Annotated in this window: 14 protein-coding genes; 4 read left to right on the top strand and 10 right to left on the bottom strand. The window is 41.2% G+C overall.

Annotated elements, in window-relative coordinates; all coding sequences use genetic code 11:
• Positions 1-219: 219 nt before the first annotated feature.
• The gene (locus tag P2W71_RS28375; RefSeq protein WP_276374939.1) at positions 220-2,277 is read right to left on the bottom strand and encodes a CehA/McbA family metallohydrolase; all 2,058 of its coding nucleotides are present in this window, start codon (positions 2,275-2,277) and stop codon (positions 220-222) included.
• Positions 2,278-2,437: 160 nt separating this feature from the next.
• On the opposite strand from P2W71_RS28375, the gene P2W71_RS28370 reads away from it, so the two are divergent.
• Entirely contained in the window at positions 2,438-3,442 is a 1,005-nt protein-coding gene (locus P2W71_RS28370) for a glycoside hydrolase family 5 protein (protein ID WP_276374938.1), read from the top strand.
• Between the two features lie 476 nt (positions 3,443-3,918).
• On the opposite strand, the gene P2W71_RS28365 is transcribed toward P2W71_RS28370, so the two are convergent.
• Complete coding sequence (locus tag P2W71_RS28365; RefSeq protein WP_276374937.1) at positions 3,919-5,490, bottom strand: OmpA family protein; 1,572 nt, start codon at positions 5,488-5,490, stop codon at positions 3,919-3,921.
• Between the two features lie 62 nt (positions 5,491-5,552).
• The gene (locus P2W71_RS28360; RefSeq protein WP_276374936.1) at positions 5,553-6,143 is read right to left on the bottom strand and encodes a DNA-3-methyladenine glycosylase; all 591 of its coding nucleotides are present in this window, start codon (positions 6,141-6,143) and stop codon (positions 5,553-5,555) included.
• Between the two features lie 72 nt (positions 6,144-6,215).
• Between P2W71_RS28360 and P2W71_RS28355 the strand changes: the two genes are divergently transcribed.
• On the top strand, positions 6,216-7,067 hold the full coding sequence (locus tag P2W71_RS28355; protein ID WP_276374935.1) for a DUF2911 domain-containing protein: 852 nt from the start codon (positions 6,216-6,218) through the stop codon (positions 7,065-7,067).
• Positions 7,068-7,525: 458 nt separating this feature from the next.
• On the opposite strand, the gene P2W71_RS28350 is transcribed toward P2W71_RS28355, so the two are convergent.
• On the bottom strand, positions 7,526-8,374 hold the full coding sequence (locus P2W71_RS28350) for a neutral zinc metallopeptidase (protein WP_276374934.1): 849 nt from the start codon (positions 8,372-8,374) through the stop codon (positions 7,526-7,528).
• A 407-nt stretch (positions 8,375-8,781) separates the two neighbouring features.
• Here P2W71_RS28350 and P2W71_RS28345 point away from each other — a divergent pair, with 407 nt between their 5' ends.
• Together P2W71_RS28345 and P2W71_RS28340 are read left to right on the top strand one after the other, a co-directional pair.
• The gene (locus tag P2W71_RS28345; RefSeq protein ID WP_276374933.1) at positions 8,782-9,996 is read left to right on the top strand and encodes an MFS transporter; all 1,215 of its coding nucleotides are present in this window, start codon (positions 8,782-8,784) and stop codon (positions 9,994-9,996) included.
• A 152-nt stretch (positions 9,997-10,148) separates the two neighbouring features.
• Entirely contained in the window at positions 10,149-10,820 is a 672-nt protein-coding gene (locus P2W71_RS28340) for an SGNH/GDSL hydrolase family protein (protein WP_276374932.1), read from the top strand.
• An 86-nt stretch (positions 10,821-10,906) separates the two neighbouring features.
• On the opposite strand, the gene P2W71_RS28335 is transcribed toward P2W71_RS28340, so the two are convergent.
• The 6 genes from P2W71_RS28335 to pgmB all read right to left on the bottom strand — a co-directional run bounded on the left by P2W71_RS28335 (position 10,907) and on the right by pgmB (position 17,218).
• Positions 10,907-11,515, bottom strand: coding sequence for a hypothetical protein (locus P2W71_RS28335; protein WP_276374931.1), 609 nt, complete (start codon positions 11,513-11,515; stop codon positions 10,907-10,909).
• Between the two features lie 37 nt (positions 11,516-11,552).
• Positions 11,553-12,320, bottom strand: coding sequence for a hypothetical protein (locus P2W71_RS28330; RefSeq protein ID WP_276374930.1), 768 nt, complete (start codon positions 12,318-12,320; stop codon positions 11,553-11,555).
• Positions 12,321-12,466: 146 nt separating this feature from the next.
• Complete coding sequence (locus P2W71_RS28325; protein ID WP_276374929.1) at positions 12,467-13,264, bottom strand: penicillin-binding transpeptidase domain-containing protein; 798 nt, start codon at positions 13,262-13,264, stop codon at positions 12,467-12,469.
• 102 nt (positions 13,265-13,366) lie between these two features.
• Positions 13,367-13,786, bottom strand: a complete 420-nt coding sequence (locus P2W71_RS28320; protein ID WP_276374928.1) for a nuclear transport factor 2 family protein — start codon at positions 13,784-13,786, stop codon at positions 13,367-13,369.
• Positions 13,787-14,184: 398 nt separating this feature from the next.
• The gene (locus P2W71_RS28315) at positions 14,185-16,470 is read right to left on the bottom strand and encodes a glycoside hydrolase family 65 protein (protein WP_276374927.1); all 2,286 of its coding nucleotides are present in this window, start codon (positions 16,468-16,470) and stop codon (positions 14,185-14,187) included.
• A 103-nt stretch (positions 16,471-16,573) separates the two neighbouring features.
• Positions 16,574-17,218, bottom strand: coding sequence for a beta-phosphoglucomutase (pgmB, locus tag P2W71_RS28310; RefSeq protein WP_276375000.1), 645 nt, complete (start codon positions 17,216-17,218; stop codon positions 16,574-16,576).
• Between the last annotated feature and the right edge of the window lie 24 nt (positions 17,219-17,242).

The raw sequence follows: 17,242 nt of genomic DNA, 5'->3' as shown, positions 1-17,242 counted from the left end.
TTGAGATATCGATCGGTAATTAAAGTTAACGGATAAAAGTGCATAATGATAATCCCGACTTCGAATTTGCGGAAACTATTTTGACCCACGAGATAGCTTACCCTTAGAGTTTTAACGAATAGTTGAGCTAGTTTCTGATCCTGTCCTCATCATTCGCTCGACACATTCATGTACTAATTAATCTGGAGAGTTTACCGGCGTAATTTAATGGTGTAAGATTCAATCCCGTTTCAACAATTTTATTTCATTCGTCGCTACCTCAAATCCCGATTTTGTTTTCGCCTCTGCACTCCTCAAAGCTTTTGTTATCTCCGGCGAAGTCAGAATTTTCCCTTGTTTCCACAATATAACAGCAGCTTGAATTGCAACGGCTTCGTCAAATGCGGCGAGTTGTTTTATGATGTTGTCGACATCTCCCTTTGACGTATCGACGATCGTTTTAGCATAATCAAAGGCAGAATCCCGTCTGCCATTTTTATCTCCATCAAACCAGACGGCGCCGGTTGAGCCCATCAATTTGGGTGTCCAATCTGTTGACGCTGGCTGATATGGCTTTGCTATTGGCCAATAACGCATTCCCTGACCAGGACCTTCTGCAATGGCAACCAGGAAAATATCATGTTTAGGAAGTTGAAGATTCCAGGTACGTTTCCATTTCATACCTGCCAAATTTTGTGTATTAATCAATTCTTCACGGATCTTTTTTCCATTGGAATACAGAACCACGCGATCTGCATTTGTCCACGACGGACCCGTGACCTCAATTGTAACGGTGAGCCTATTGGAATACGGAGCAATATCGCCAGGCCCGTATTGATCATTGACAAGAATTTTAGTCATTAATCCTAAGCTAACCATCACTTTTCCATCTCGAAAATTTTTAATTGCCTCATCGACGTTTATCTCACCAGGATCTTTGTCATTGCATTGTATATACGTTCTGCCTTGACCTACAATAAAACGACTTACATCATGCGAATCGCTTGATCCGGCTGGTGTTAAAAAATAACCGCGGTTAAGCATACCAAACCAATCGTGAAAGAGATTCATGATGTGAGTTTGTTGCGAGCCCGAGTTAATAACTTCCATTGCATTGGCTGGAAATTTCCAATCCTCCGCGGATGTACCAGCACTGGATAAATGACGTTCCGGACCAAATGGACGAAAGCCGTGATGAATATCACGGGCGTGATTGAGAATTACAGCGCCCCGGTTTTTAACATCACCGATATTTTCTAATACATCGTTCCAATCCTTTACTTCGTGATCGATGGCAGGTGCTCCTACCGAAGTTTTAAACAAATTGAAATGCCCGAATTTCGTTGTCAGTTCATCTCCTGTTACCGGTGTAAAAAACTCAGCAACACCCATCGCTTTTGCTGCCGGTGATAAATCAATATTCAGATTATGATCTGTAAGAATGGGTAATTCAATTCCTTCTCCTGCAATGGTAATGGCACGTTCTTCTATCGAGGCATCACCATGGCGTGAATGCGTAAACGTATGGATGTGTGTATCGCTGCTGATCCAGCCCTCCGTATCAACTTCACGTTTCAGTTGTAAAGTTTTTTTAATATGATCTCCAGCTTTCAAATTTAATTGAATCGAATCAACATTATATTCAAAACCACGGCCCGCGTATAGGGTATACCGTCCGGCGGGCAAATGCAGCAGCACCTTTCCATTTCCGGAATACACGATGCCCGGTCTGATGGCTAGCTGTGCAGTTTCAGGTGATGTTACGGTTTGAAGAATTCGATTATGATTTACGATCGTCAGTCGGCAAGGAAGATGTTTTTTTGATATCTCCTCTAAAACACTAATTTCAACAGCAGCTTCAGAAAGCACATCTTTCAATTGGCGCGTATCAATTTTAATATTGCCAACCTTTATATCATCCGATGTTGTATAGTCACTACATTTGATTTGCAATTTATTCTCTCCATCTAGAAGTAAATTCGATGGAATTGAATAGTAGGTCATCATGGCTTGTTCATCAATGACAAGTGAACCGATCTCGCGATTATTAATTTGTATTTTCCAGTTTTGTTTTACATCGTATTGCTGCAACGATAATGTTTGTTCACTGACATTGACATGCCCGCGAAAATGTATAACGAGTTCTTTTTCGTTTGCATCTAACGGGAATTCGGACCATTCCCTGCTTCCACCATTTCGCAAGTGGTGCATGACGTTATCGAGAGCTACACCCTGACCATAGCTTTCATAGCCCAATAATATCCCTATGCATACAATTCTCACAAAGTAATTCACCATGTCACACGCTCATTTTAATGTCTGATCTTCACATACACCCAAGGCGGTAAAAGTTAATTCTTTTAACCATTTTTTCTATTACTTTTAGGACGCTAAAAATTATAATGCCGTTTCATGCAACTCAAATATCCAATGCTAAACCGCTTTCAACTTTACATCCATGAAAAACCATTTTGCAACCCTCACTTTTAGTCTCGTTTGTTTTATTTGTCTGAGCGCCTATTCACAAAACAAAGAGCTTAGTCGCATCGGTGTCAAGGGAAATAAATTTGTAACAGCTGACGATAAGGTTATTGTTTTCCGTGGGCTCGATACCAGTGATCCGAACAAATTGTCCAAAGAAGGCCACTGGAACAAGGAATACTTTCAGGAAATGAAAAACTGGGGCGCTAATATTTGCCGTTTTCCTGTTCATCCCGCCGCATGGCGTGAACAAGGAAAAGAAAATTATATCAAACTACTGGACCAGGGAATTGCATGGGCGAAGGAAATGGGGATGTATGTCATTATCGATTGGCACAGCATTGGGAATTTGAGAACGGAGATGTATCAGAATGATATGTATGAAACCACGCAAAAGGAAACGTTCGAATTTTGGCGTACCATGGCCAAACAATATAAAGACAATACTAGCGTAGCCTTCTTCGAACTTTTTAATGAACCCACTATTTACAATGGTCAACTTGGGCAATGTACATGGCCGCAATGGAAGGCGCTTGTTGAAGAGATGATTGGAATCATCCGCGCGCACGGATGTACAACGGTACCCCTGGTCGGTGGATTTAACTGGGCTTATGATCTTAAACCCGTGGCAACAGATCCGATTAACGCCGAAGGAATTGGGTATGTAAGTCACCCATATCCAATGAAACGCCAGAAACCCTGGGAAGCACAATGGACGGCTGACTGGGGTTTTGTAGCTGAAAAATATCCGTTGATTTTAACGGAAATCGGATTCTGCGGACCCGATGACAAAGGTGCACATGTTCCTGTTATTAGCGACGAATCTTATGGCGATGCGATAACCAAGTATTGCGCTGAACGAGGCATCTCTTATACGGTCTGGGTTTTCGATCCACAATGGTCACCGATGCTTTTCACGGATTGGAATTTTACGCCTTCAAGACAGGGGAAATATTTTAAAGCAGCGTTGCAGAAAAAATAGAAAGAGTGATTTTGGACCGAGTGATTCCAAATGCTTGGGTGACTTCGAGAATTGGCCTAACGTTCAAATTGCCGTTATTACGGCTACGTGTTACAGCAGTGAACTGATGAGATACACTAGACCCGTGATCGCAAGAACTGCTGCATAAAACATCATCTCAGCCTGGAGCAATAAAAGGAATCCTTTTCCAACTCGTTTTAAAATATTCATAATGGCAGAAGTTTAATGTTTAAACGGAATGTAAATGGGTTAGGTTTGGAAGTCCGAATGAGTCTTCTGTTTACGATTTAGGACCTCAATGTCCTAACGGCATAGCATTCGACCTCGCCACCTAAGATAGTGAGAGTTTAGACTTTTAACAAGTCCCTTACCCTTGATTCATAGATGAACCCCCGACGTACGGAAGACCGGATTTGAATATAAATTTCCAGCTATACCTTAAAAAACTACTAGTTGATTTATCGATAAAAAAACCCTCAGTACTTCTTGATCGTAAACTCCACCCTTCTGTTTAACAGTCTCGTTTCTTCGGATTCGTTGCTGGCAATAGGTTTTGATCCGCCATATCCTTTTCCGGTAATTCGTTTTTTTTCAATTCCTTTGGAGACCAGGTACGATTTTACTTTTTCTACCCGCGCTTGAGACAACTTCAAGTTTTGTCCTGGTATACCACGATTATCTGTGTGGCCAGCCAATTCAATTTTTACTTTCGGGTTTGACTTTAGAAATGCAACGACAAGATCAAGTTCCGGGTATGATTGAGATAACAGCGTGGTTTTACCTTGTTCAAACAGGATGTCTTTCAAATTGACGGTCGTTCCAACTTCAACCGGCTGAAGCTTAAAATTCATTTCAAGCTCCTTCATTTCATAAGTTTGGATGTCAAGTTTCTCAAGCGTGCTGATATACCCTGGCGCTTCAATCTTTACGGAATATTGTTCTGTGGAAGGAACCAACACATCGTAACCTGATTCAGTGGTCGACCGAGAAGATTCACTTAGGAACGCGGAAGAAAAGTAAATGCTTGCGTTGATCGGTTCACCAGTCTTTGAGTTTGTTACTTTCCCATAAACTTTTACGCGTTTATCAGCTGTGGCTTCTCGTGGCACCTCCACAATTTTAATGGTGTCGGGAACTGCCGCCGGTATGGTATCTTGAATAGCGGGTTCGCCGCTGATAAATATTTTCACATCACCATAACCGTCGCTATTTTTTGTACTTGTATATAAAGCATAACCAGATTTTTCATAGGGGCGATAAAACAATTCGCGTCCTTCTGAATTGATAGCATTGCCAAGATTTTCCGGCGTTGACCAATTCGTCCAGGTATCATCTTGCCGTGTTGAAGAATATACATCGAAGCTTCCGGCACCTTTGCTTCCATTGGTTGAAAAGTAGAGTGTCTTACCATCGTTTGACAGGGAAGGGCTAAGCTCCTGGAAAGGTGTATTAATTGTTCCTCCCAAATTTTTTGGTTCCGACCAGGTACCGTCTGATTTTTTTGTACATACATAAATATCTTCAACACCACGGGATCCGTATGTTTCAGCTGAAAATATAAACACAGATTGATCAGGTAGTATGTACCCACTCAGTACACCGGATTTGTTCTGGAAATATGGGATAGCAATGTTTTCTGGCTTAGACCAACCGTTGCCACTTGAACGTGACATAGAAATACCTTGTGTACGCGCCGCATTTCCACCGCTGCCATAGTGACTTAATAAAAACATCAGGCTTCCGTCTGCCGAAAAGCCTGCTACCGCGTTGTAGCTGTTGTCGTTTAACACGGGTCCTGCATGAACCGGCGCAGACCATTGATTATTTTCGGTGAGCACAGAAATCCAGATATCACCCGGATCTCTTTTACCTCCTTCGTTCTGGGGATGATTAGCTACTGTAATATATTGTGAACGACCATCAGGACTGATCACTGGGTTTAGCTCATCATAACCTGTGTTAGACTGTTGAAAGGAATTCGTGGTTAAGCTTTGCGCTGAAGATAAAAAAGTCACGAATAATAAGGCTGAGGAAAAAATAAATCTCATGCGTTGAAAGAAACAATTTGCTGCAAATATACGCTCCTGATTCATTTCTCAAATGTATTCGCTTACTTACTCACCCAATCATTTCCTTTTACTGTAAACCTCCAGGGTAACAATGCGTCTTCTCCCGCATAGTCTATACCTATACGTGGACTTGCAATGATGTTACGCGTTGGAATCCGATGGCCTTTATCTTCGACCCAAACTTCGTCACCTTGTAAAAACTTTGCATTTAACTTTCTGTCAATGCCCATCGCTTTAGTCAACTTGCCAGGACCGGAGGTAAGATGAAAATTGTTTTTCAACTTGCCTCTTCGCAAATGCATCTCCTCAATTCCGTGGAGAGGTTCAAGGGCGCGGATCAGTACTGCCTCGGGAATATCCGGTTGGTTCGTAACGATGTTAAACAGATAATGCATGCCATAGCAGAGGTACACATAGGTAAATCCACCGTTTTCAAACATCACTGCATTGCGCTGGGTCTTCTTTGCTCCATACGCATGACAGCCTCTCTCCTTCCAGGAATACGCTTCTGTTTCCACGATCATACCGCCAGTGACAATTCCATTGATGTTCGTATACAACACTTTACCCAGTAATTCACGTGCAATCTTCACGACATTTGTCCGCTGGTAAAAGCTATCTGCAAGCTTCATGTTTTCTTGATTCAATCTCTCAAAAGATTAGTTAACTTTGACACCCAAACTTAAAATATAAACATACCACCAATGAAAAAAAGTTTATTGATTGTTGCCCTCGCTATTTTATCGCTAGTTGTGGAGGCCCAGGTTCAAACCCCACAACCTAGTCCGGCAGGCTCTGTGTCCACAGTCGTGGGACTTACCGATGTAAAAATTGATTACTTCAGGCCACGCGTTAAGGGTAGAAAAATTTTTACAACGGATGCTTCTGCTTTGGTGCCTTATGGAAAAATCTGGAGAACCGGCGCTAACAACGGAACAAAGATCACATTTTCAGACGACGTAAAAGTTGAAGGTACTGCTGTACCCAAAGGTGAATATCTTATTCTCACATGGCCCGGCGAAACTGAATGGACTGTTTCCTTGTACAAAGACCTTGGTCTTGGCGGCAATATGAATGCATATGATGCCAGCAAAGACGCTGCAAAGTTTAAAGTGAAGCCAACAAAACTTGCCGAAAAAGTTGAGACATTAACCTTTAACATCGGCGATATTTCTGATGACAGCAAGAGTGCAAAGGTTCAGATGGCCTGGGAAAATACTTCCGTAAAATTCACGATTGCAACGGATTATGATGCTAAGGTTATGAAATCAATTGAAGCATCTACAAAAGTAAATCCTAACAACTATTTCCAAGCCGCAGTCTATTATCTAGAGAATGGTAAAGATTTGAAACAAGCAAAAGTGTGGATCGACGAAGCTGCAAAAGCTAATCCGACTGCATTCTGGGTTCTCCATCAAAAAGCTAAAATTGAAAAAGCCCTTGGTGACAAGACGGCAGCTTCAGCGTCGGCAAATGCATCTTTAAAAGCTGCTAAGGAAGCGAACAACCGTGACTATCAAATGATGAATGAAGAACTATTGAAATCCCTGAATTAATATTTTTTTGTTATCCGTTATCCGAATCGCTCTAATGATACGGATAACGGATAACAATTTACACTTTACTTACCAGCCTTCTTTGCTTTCTTCTCGGCACGTTTTTCTTTCAACGATTTGGCTGCTGGTTTTTTTGTTTCTTTCTTCTGATCGCGTGACTTTGACATAAAATTAAATTTTAAAGTTTAAGGTTTATTTTCAGATTCGTATAGATCCATTGATGCCGGGACGGGACGGACCCAACGTATGACAATTGATATTAAGGTTGCATAGATGCGATGGACTTGTAGATTTTGCCTTTTCAATAGGCCAAATATAGCGGTTTAAAAAAATCTACTCACTTCAATCGAAGCACAAAATATTTCAAAACTTGGGTTTGGATTTTTTTTCCTAAAAGTACGATGGTACTATCAATACCGTTTACCTGATCACAGAATACCTGACCACTAATTGCCTGCCTACAAATCCTCCCTAAAAGTATCTCCCTGCTCAATATCGCCAGTCTCGAAACCTTTCTTAAACCAAAACATCCGTTGTTCGGAAGTGCCGTGGGTAAATGCATCTGGTACCACATAGCCCTGAGATTGCTTTTGAAGACGATCATCGCCAATAGCATTCGCCGCATTCAATGCTTCTTCTATATCGCCAGGCTCCAGGATATTATTTAATTTTTGATTATGATGTGCCCAGACTCCGGCCAGAAAATCAGCCTGAAGTTCAAGCTTCACCGACATCTTGTTATTTTCTTCTTCGTTGAGTCGATCACGCATTCCATGTACCTTATCTGTGATGCCCCACAAATGTTGAACATGATGACCAACTTCATGGGCAACAACGTATGCCATCGCAAAATCTCCCGGCGCGCCGAAGCGTGATTGAAGGTCATCATAAAAGCTTAAGTCGATATATACTTTTGAGTCCAATGGACAATAAAATGGTCCCATCGCTGCGCTTGCCATCCCGCACCCCGATTGACCGCTCCCGGTAAATAGCACCAGTACAGGTTCCTGGTATGCCTCTCCCCGTTGCTGGAACAGCGCGTTCCAAACATCTTCAGTATCCTTTAACACAACTCGCACAAACTGTGCCTGTTGGTTCTCTTCCTCAGGTCTGGGCACCTGCTGCTGTTGTTCATAAGCGGAAGAGCCGCCATCGGCATTGAGGTAATCAAGTGGATTTTGTCCGAGAAGCAAACTGATGATTACGATAATCAAACCTGCACCACCGCCAATGGCAATTTTGCCACCACCGCCCATCCCCCGACGGTCTTCTACATTACCACTTCCTTGTCTACCGATCCAGCGCATATTATATTTAAGTTTAAAGATTGTATATAAAACAAGAGGTTTGTAAGAAGGTTATTGTCCTCTGGAGCCGATAAACTTGCTAGTTAAAAGTTAATGGATTACAGGAGTAGTAGCAAAGGCAACGCAGATAAAATTCTTTTGATTTGGGAATATTTCCGAGAAATGGCCAACAAAGCTAAACGTCCATAGCTTCACTTTTAACTTTCGCTAACACAAAATCACAAAGCTGTTGCAGAATTTTCTTTTTAGGCGCATCTTAACCGGAATAAACCGAAACCCAAAGAACATGGAACCGAAATCCGACCCTTGACCAAGGTACCCTATCTTTATTGCCACGGTAAGGCCATGCTACGTGGTAATTGAAAAATTATTATTTTCCCGGTACACAAACTTAAACCAGACAATATATGAGTGATCAAAACCATAAAAGACTCTTTTACGGTAGTTGCTTTGCCTTAATCACAACTGCTTTTTCCTTCAGTATCAGAGCCGGTATTCTTCCACAGCTGGGAGAAACATTTAGCCTCAGCGCATCACAACTCGGACTAATTAACTCCATGTGGTTCTTAGGTTTTCCGATTTCAATGGTGTTGGGTGGAATATTTTACGGGTCAGTTGGGCCGAAAAAAATCATGATTATTGCCTTTTTTGCACATACCCTTGGTATCCTGCTGACGATTTATTCCGGTGGATATGTCGGTCTGCTCATCTCAACTTTACTTATTGGAATTGGTAACGGATGTACTGAAGCTGCCTGTAATCCGATGATTGCAACTGCGTACAGCGGTAAACTCATGAACACTTTGCTGAATAGATTTCATATGTGGTTTCCAGGAGGTATCGTGATCGGTAGCCTGGTATCCCTGTTCATGACAAAAATGAATTTGGGGTGGGAAGCGCAAATATGGATCATCATGATTCCGACACTGATTTATGCATACTTGTTTTACGGACAAACATTTCCGGAACCAACTGGCGAAGTTTCTTCGCTGGCAAGTAATCTTAAAGCGATGGCCACGCCGCTCTTTATTTTTATTACGGCTTGCATGACCCTTACTGCTATCTCTGAGTTTGGTCCTACGCAGTGGGCCCAATTAATTCTCGCCAAAAGCGGCGCAGAGCCCATGGTGATCCTTGCACTTATCACTGGATTGATGGCCGTCGGAAGGTACTTCGGTGGTGAGTTCGTTCATAAGTTTGATCAGACAGGTGTACTTCTTGCCTCTGCTATTTTAACTGCCCTGGGGATCTTTTTATTCAGCACCCAGACAGGCGCAATGGCTTATGTTGCTGCAGTGGTATTTGCAACCGGCGTCTGCTATTTCTGGCCGAATATGATTGGCTTTACCGCGGAAAAAATTCCTTTAAGTGGTGCGATTGGGATGTCTATCGTAGGTGCTGCAGGTATGTTTTCAACTTCCATCTGGCAATCAGTTATTGGCGGTTGGATCGATAGTGCCCGCGAAGAGGCGTCATCTACTGGATTAACGGGTGATGCATTGGAACTTGCTGCTGGGCAAGCAACGCTACAAAAGATGTTGACATTTCCAATCATCCTGATTGTGTTGTTCACCATTCTTTTATTCTGGGTTCGAAGAAGAAAGGCTGCAACTGCCCATTGATTGAAAGCAATATGTATTACCTGAATAATAACGGAGGATGGCGAAAACCATCCTCTTTGTTTTTGTCGTAAGTCAACAAAATTTAAAGACCTACTGTTTGATTTATTATGAAAGTGCTGACTCCACTCCTATTTTTGATTTCATCATCGACAATGGCGCAGTTAATAATTGAGGACAATGTAAAATTTTTAGCCCTTGGTGATTCGTACACCATTGGTGAGAGCGTGGTGGCAAATGATCGCTGGCCAATTCAACTCTTGGATTCCCTGAGTGTGCGCGGACTGGATTATGTAGAGTGTAAAATTATTGCTGTTACAGGATGGAGAACGGATAACCTGAGAGAAGCAATCAAGGACGCGAAGATAAAATCTGAATATACGCTGGTGTCATTGCTTATTGGTGTGAATAATTATTACCAGGGAAAATCTGTTGAAAGTTATCGACCTGAGTTTGAAGAGCTATTGCAAACCGCGCTCAAACTTGCCGGCGGAATTAAATCACGCGTATTTGTATTATCGATTCCAGATTACGGGTACACACCTTTTGGAAAAGAGAAGCAGCAAGTTATTAGCAAAGGAATAGATGCTTTTAATGCCGTAAATGAATCGATCACCAAGAAATATAATATAGAATACATTAACATCACCGATATTTCTAGGAGAGGTTTGAAAGAACCGGACCTGGTAGCTTTTGATGGGTTGCATCCCTCGGGTAAGATGTATAGTGAATGGGTTCAACGAATATTGCGAGAAGCAAAGCTCAAGTTTTCTGCAGCGTCTGATCTTGAGGCTGATGAGGACAGTGCTGACGATGATGGAAAGTGATCCAGAGCGGAGGTTGAGAATCTGTTAAAATTATATCCTAAAGACCCTGTCCAATTATTGTATGTTCGATGAGTTGCGGGAGGGTGTTACTTTGAATTGTATAATTTCACAAGGGCCGGAACTGACCGGTAATTTACCTTACCCTTCACCTCGTCGTATTTTTTAATATATTTTTCAGGGAAAAAGTCAGCTAACGATTCTAATAATTTTTCTCTCTTGGAAGGCAAGGCTTTTAAAAAGCCGGTTTCTTTGTCTTCGAGAATATATATGTACGTATAATTCCCCAGACTCTCATCGACAATTGCAGGAATAATTCCGCCTCCGGTATACGTGCTGACGCGATTTACATTTTGATAATTATCAATAATATATAAATTGATCTTACCACTTGACTTTAATTTAGCGTCGACTATTTCAAAGAATGTTTCGTTGTCGGGAAATGGTGTGAATTGATGCAGCACTTTGAAGGTGTCCTTTTTAATAGCATATTCATTAATTCTCTGCTTTGATATTTTTAGGGGTTCCTTATCTTTCTTGGTTCTCCAGAATTCAATTCCCTGATGGCCGTCCTTGATTGAAGTATAGTACCGCAAATATCCTGTAAGTGTTGAATCATTTTGAAGTTTGATATAACCGTTTTGTCCAATTAGGGCAAACGTAGGGAGTATCAGTATTATTGAAAAGATTAATTTCATCTTGTAAGCAATTTTGCTAACGTTTACCCTACCGGTTTCATTTCCACCATTTGGCTTGTTCGATCTTTCGGGCTTTGTCGATCTTTTCTTTGTCATTTCCACCGTTGTATGCCTCGATGTAACTGGTCCAACCCTTTGCCTGGTACTTTTTATCAGGATAAAATTCACCTACCCCTACGTCAAGATTTCCCGCCATTGGTATTCTTCTATCTCCCCAATTGCAAACTTTCGATACCGTTCCGACATAACTGGTCCAGGTTCCCACAAATCCATTGTTATTAAAAGTGTCCGCTACGGCTGACAAGTCATCGTACTTAAGATTTTCGTCTTTGTCGATGTACCAATTCGAACTAAAAACTCCTTTGAATAGTCCCACGTGTTTTTGTGATGGGTTTTCATAGAACAGATATTCGCCGATAATTTTGCCCTGTTTTGCTTCCGGGATTTCGGGATTTCTGGTATTGAATACATTTGTTACAGTGATCGTCCCCTGAAAATCACAGACGTTTTCTTTTACCATACTTTTTCCATAAACAAAGTACTGGCTTGGTTTGTCATTATTCTTAATTACGGAAATTAGCTTTACGCGAATTCGTTGATAGTCGTCTCCTATGAATCCAAAAATCCTGGAGTTTTCAGTTTTGGTCAAAATATCAGAGATATCATATTTAATAAATTCATTTCTGATATCTGTCTTGACAAGATATTCATCAGATAGAATTTCGTTTTTAAATTTTTCACTATTCGACTGGCCAAAAATATAGTTCGTTGCGAATAAAAATATTATGAGCAGGGTTTCTTTCATGTTCAATCGCGAAAAACTTGAAGCATAAGTAAGCACGCTAACTTTACAGATCACTCCGTTTGAACAATAAATTTAGTCGCAGAGCAGTTGAAATCAAAATGGGCACCATAGATCAGTAACGTTTAACATTCTGCACGTCCGAGGTTTTAATCTATTACCCCCATCTGCCTTAAAATTGTCTTAGTGATTTCCTTTCTGCATTTTCCGAAATCGGGGTTGAACGTTGTCCGATCTTTAATAAGCCTTGTGGCAAAGAAATAAATATTATCCTTTCGTTCAACATAGCCGACCCACCAGCCAGTGTCTTTCCCTCCATCCCGCGTCCACCCTGTTTTCGCCCTGAGCGTATAGTTGTTAGTTTGTTCTTCTATCATCATTTCTTTCAGGATGGAGAATGACTTTTTGGAGAATGGAAGCGTCTCTTCGTGCACGCCAATTAACATTTCAATTTGATTAGCTGGAGAAATTGCAAGTTTTCCAAAATTCCAGAAATCCGGATCTTTAATTGATACGTCTGCATTTCCGTAATGAGCATCCACAAGAAAACGCTTGTATCGCTCCTTGCCTATTCTTTTGGATAATTCAACATATGCCCAACCGGCGGATAGTTTGAATGCCTCCTTGATGCTGATGTCATGATAAATATCGGGGCGATGGCCATACTTAATCGTATCCGTTTCCCCCGGCCATTTTACGATTGAGTTTTCGTTATCGATCACACCTGTTTCAAGCGCAATCAGTGTATTGATAATTTTAAAGGTAGAAGCTGGCAGTGTACCAAAGTGACTATCTGTAATATCACTCGATATCCATTTCTTGGCATTGTAATCATAAATAGTAATACTGCCTTTAATGTTACAGTCGTGAAATGGTGTTGATAGATTTGCCTGTCCATAAAGTTTGGATACAGCAAATATCGCTAACAAGAATATGGCTTGTCTCATTGTATTTGAGTAACAAAACTAAAATGCAAATCCATCCGATTCACAAGACGGCGTTATTAAAATATAATGATGTTAACAGGCGCAAACCAACACCGTAAATTTTTAAATTGCTCGTGTGTTCTTTGATTCCTGTGTCCATCCCATGGCTTGCCCGATTAGAAATGTATCTGTATACTGATTGAATTCTGTAATTTTTCCCTCCTTAACTTTATACTCGCAAGCAAATTCTGCCCGCAATGATCGTCCTGTTGTGTTGTAAGTGCCTTCGTAAAACCCTACAACAAAAACACCGTCTCCACTGTCAATGTAACGGGTAATGGTAGCTTTCCAGCCAGTCCAATCTTTTCTAAATCCGTCAAACACTTTTTCAAAAATCGCCTCCGCTCCTATGTATTGTCCGCCGTCAGGGAAACCTTTCATCTGATTCCATCTTATATTTTCATCAAAAATGTTTTTAATGGCCTCATAGTCCTTCGTGGCAAAAAGTTCATACATTTTTTTTACTGTGTTGATGTTGTTCATGTTCAATCAATGTGCTATGATCGGCAAATATATGTAATGATCTTTTTTATAAATAATCATTCCTTATATACATCGTCCTTATAGGACCTACAGCACAATGGAATCCATTCTTTTTTGACTTTGTGTTTTTGCTTCACATATCCGAATCTATGTGTAAAGTTTTTGAGGCAGCGCAACCGGTACCGTTAGACATCAAATATTGGTAGCGCTTAATTAAAGATTTGAGGAGTGCCGTAGGCATGATAGATAACCGCTGCGAAACGGATTAGACGAGGATCGTTTTCTTTGATCGCACGCCATTGATTTATTGCAACACAAGGCAATTGTTAAGTCAATTATCAATGAGATTAACAAAAAAAAAGAGCCAAAGCTCCTGATTCTTTATCTGCAAAAGGCGATTACTTTAATTCTTTCACTTCATCCTTGAGCACAATCTCCATTGGTTCCCCTGATTCCAGAATCGTTTCACAGCTATCCTTTGTTACCGTGAGTTTTATTACCCTATTTCTGAATTCCAAGCGAAAGGAATATGATTTCCATTTGTCGGGAATAAATGGGTTGAAATGAAGTTTACCTTCCTTAACACGCATACCTCCAAATCCTTTTACAACACTCATCCACGTACCTGCCATGGATGTAATATGACAACCTTCTTCCGTGTCATTATTATAATCGTCAAGATCCAAGCGGGCGGTGCGCAAGTAGAATTCGTATGCCCGTTCTTTGTATCCTAATTTAGAAGCGAGAATAGCGTGAACGCACGGCGATAACGATGATTCGTGGACGGTCATCGGTTCATAGAAATCAAAATTCTTCCGAATACTCTCCTGTTCAAAATCATCCTCAAACAGATACAATCCCTGAAGCACATCTGCTTGCTTGATGAAACATGAACGAAGAATTCTATCCCACGACCACTTCTGATTGATGGGGCGATCTTCCGGTTTTAGTTCCGTAACCCTCAAAAGTTCTTTATCAAGAAACCCATCTTGTTGCAGGAAAACACCCCGCTTCTCATCTTCCGGGAAATACATTTTGGTAGCAATTTCTTTCCAGTTTGCTGTTTCTTCCTTTTCGTTTAGTTTGGTTTTTTCGACAATCTCTGAAAACCTTTTTGGGTCTTCCTTCTTCACATAATCAATCGCCTGTTGGGTATATTTTAACGTCCAAACACCCAGGTAATTGGTGTACCAGTTATTGTTCACATTATTTTCATATTCATTCGGGCCGGTAACGCCCAGGATAACATACTTATTTTTATCCGAAGACCAGTTTACCCGTTGTGCCCAGAACCTTGAAATGCCGATCAGTACTTCAAGGCCGAACTCCGCCAAGTAATGACTGTCGCCGGTATAATCTATGTAATCACGAATTGCATATGCCATCGCGCTCGTTCTATGTATTTCCTCAAACGTGATTTCCCACTCATTGTGACATTCTTCACCATTCATCGTGACAAAAGGATAAAATGCCGCGCCATCTTTGAATCCTAGCTTCCGCGCATTTTCAATTGCCTTTGGCAGGTGTTTGTAGCGATAGATCAATAAATTTCTTGCAACTTTTTGTTCGGCTGTACCCAGGTAAAATGGAATACAATAAGCCTCAGTGTCCCAGTATGTGCTTCCGCCATATTTTTCACCTGTAAATCCCTTCGGCCCTATATTCAAACGCTCATCTTCGCCAGTGTACGTCTGGCTCAGTTGAAATATGTTAAATCGAATTCCCTGTTGTGCTGCAACATCGCCGTCAATTGTAATGTCACATTCCTCCCATTTATGTGCCCATACTTTTTCGTGCTCTGCAAACAGTGTCTCGAATCCCGCATCAAATGCTTCATCTAAAACCTTCCTGCAATTTTCAACAAGTTTTTCTTTAGGATGATTTTCGGAAGATAAGATCGCAGCATATTTGTACACCACTAATTCTTTTCCTTCTTCAAGATTAAGTTGGACGATGTTGCCGGAAAATTTCTCACGTTGTTCGATATTGATTCTCTCCGGTTTTATTTTTTTACCATCCGAGAGAATAACGTAACGCATACCTGTCGTTACATGAAAAAAGGTCTTTTTTGTTTGTGCCGTAACGATTGCTATTCCTTCCGAGCCTTCTTTATAGATTTCCTCCCAAAATTTCTCATCATAGTTTGAATCTTTGTTTACCACATCTGCATTAACAAAGATTGACAACGTTCCCTTCGAAGAAAAATTTAAGGGTGTGATTGAATATCGGATAGCGCCCACTTCGCCGCGGGCCATGCTGCAAAACCTTTTCGACTCCACGCGTACTTTCTTTCCATCAGGAAGTGTAGCGGCAAAACTTCTCATGAGAAGTCCTGCCTTCATATCCAGCACACGTTTAAAATCTTCAACCTTGCATTTGGCTAAATCCAGTTTTTGATCATCGATTCTCACATGTATGCCGATCCAGTCGGGCGCATTTAGAACCTTCGCAAAATATTCCGGGTAACCATTCTTCCACCAGCCTACCCGTGTCTTATCAGGGTAGTAGACTCCGGCGACATAACTACCGCGCAACGTTTCGCCTGTATATTCTTCTTCGAAGTTTGCGCGTTGACCCATCCGGCCATTGCCGATGCTGAAAACACTTTCTGAAATTTTATTGGTATGCGGATCAAGTCCTTCTTCAATGATATGCCATTCGTGATGCTTGAGATACTGCTTCATGGGAAGGTTAAGTTAAACATCCCGACTGTTATCGGGATTCGTTGTTTTTATGTTGCGTGCTACGCCTAAGTTCCAAAGTTATATACTTAACATGGAATGAATGTTACAGTTTTGCTAATTCTGTAATTTTAAAATCGGCAGTTTTAGCTACTACTTCATGCGCTCGATTCAGTTGCAACGGGCTTCCAACACCAACACATTTCATTCCTGCAGCCAATGCAGCTTCAACGCCGGCTTCGGCATCTTCAAAGACCAGACATTCCTCCGGGACAATACCCAATTTTTCCGCTGTTAATAAAAAGATTTCAGGATGTGGTTTTGAGTTCACAATCATTGTACCATCAACAATCGCATCGAATTCATTTTGAATACCAAGGAGCTGAATAACGGTTTTTGCATTTTTACTACTAGAGGCAAGCCCAACTTTCACTCCTTTTGCTTTCAATTCCCGAATAAGCTGTTTTACGCCCGGAAAGATTTCTTCTGGCATCATGCGATCCACAAAGTCGTTGAACCAGGCGTTTTTTTTATTCGCCAGGACTTCTTTTTCATGCTCCGTTGCTGTGATGCCACCCAATTGTAATACAATGTCAAGGGATTGCATACGGCTCACTCCTTTCAACTGCTCATTATCAGCGGGTGTTAATTCAAAACCCAACTCGTTTGCTAATCGCTTCCACGCCAAAAAATGATAATGGGCAGTATCTACTAATACACCATCAAGATCGAAAATACAGGCTCTGATCAAATTCAATTTCTTGTTTTCAATATG

The organism is Chryseolinea sp. H1M3-3 (assembly GCF_029360725.1).
GTDB lineage: Bacteria > Bacteroidota > Bacteroidia > Cytophagales > Cyclobacteriaceae > Chryseolinea.
The sequence above is the reverse complement of the archived record's forward strand: the minus strand, read 5'-3'. Positions and strand labels throughout refer to the sequence as shown.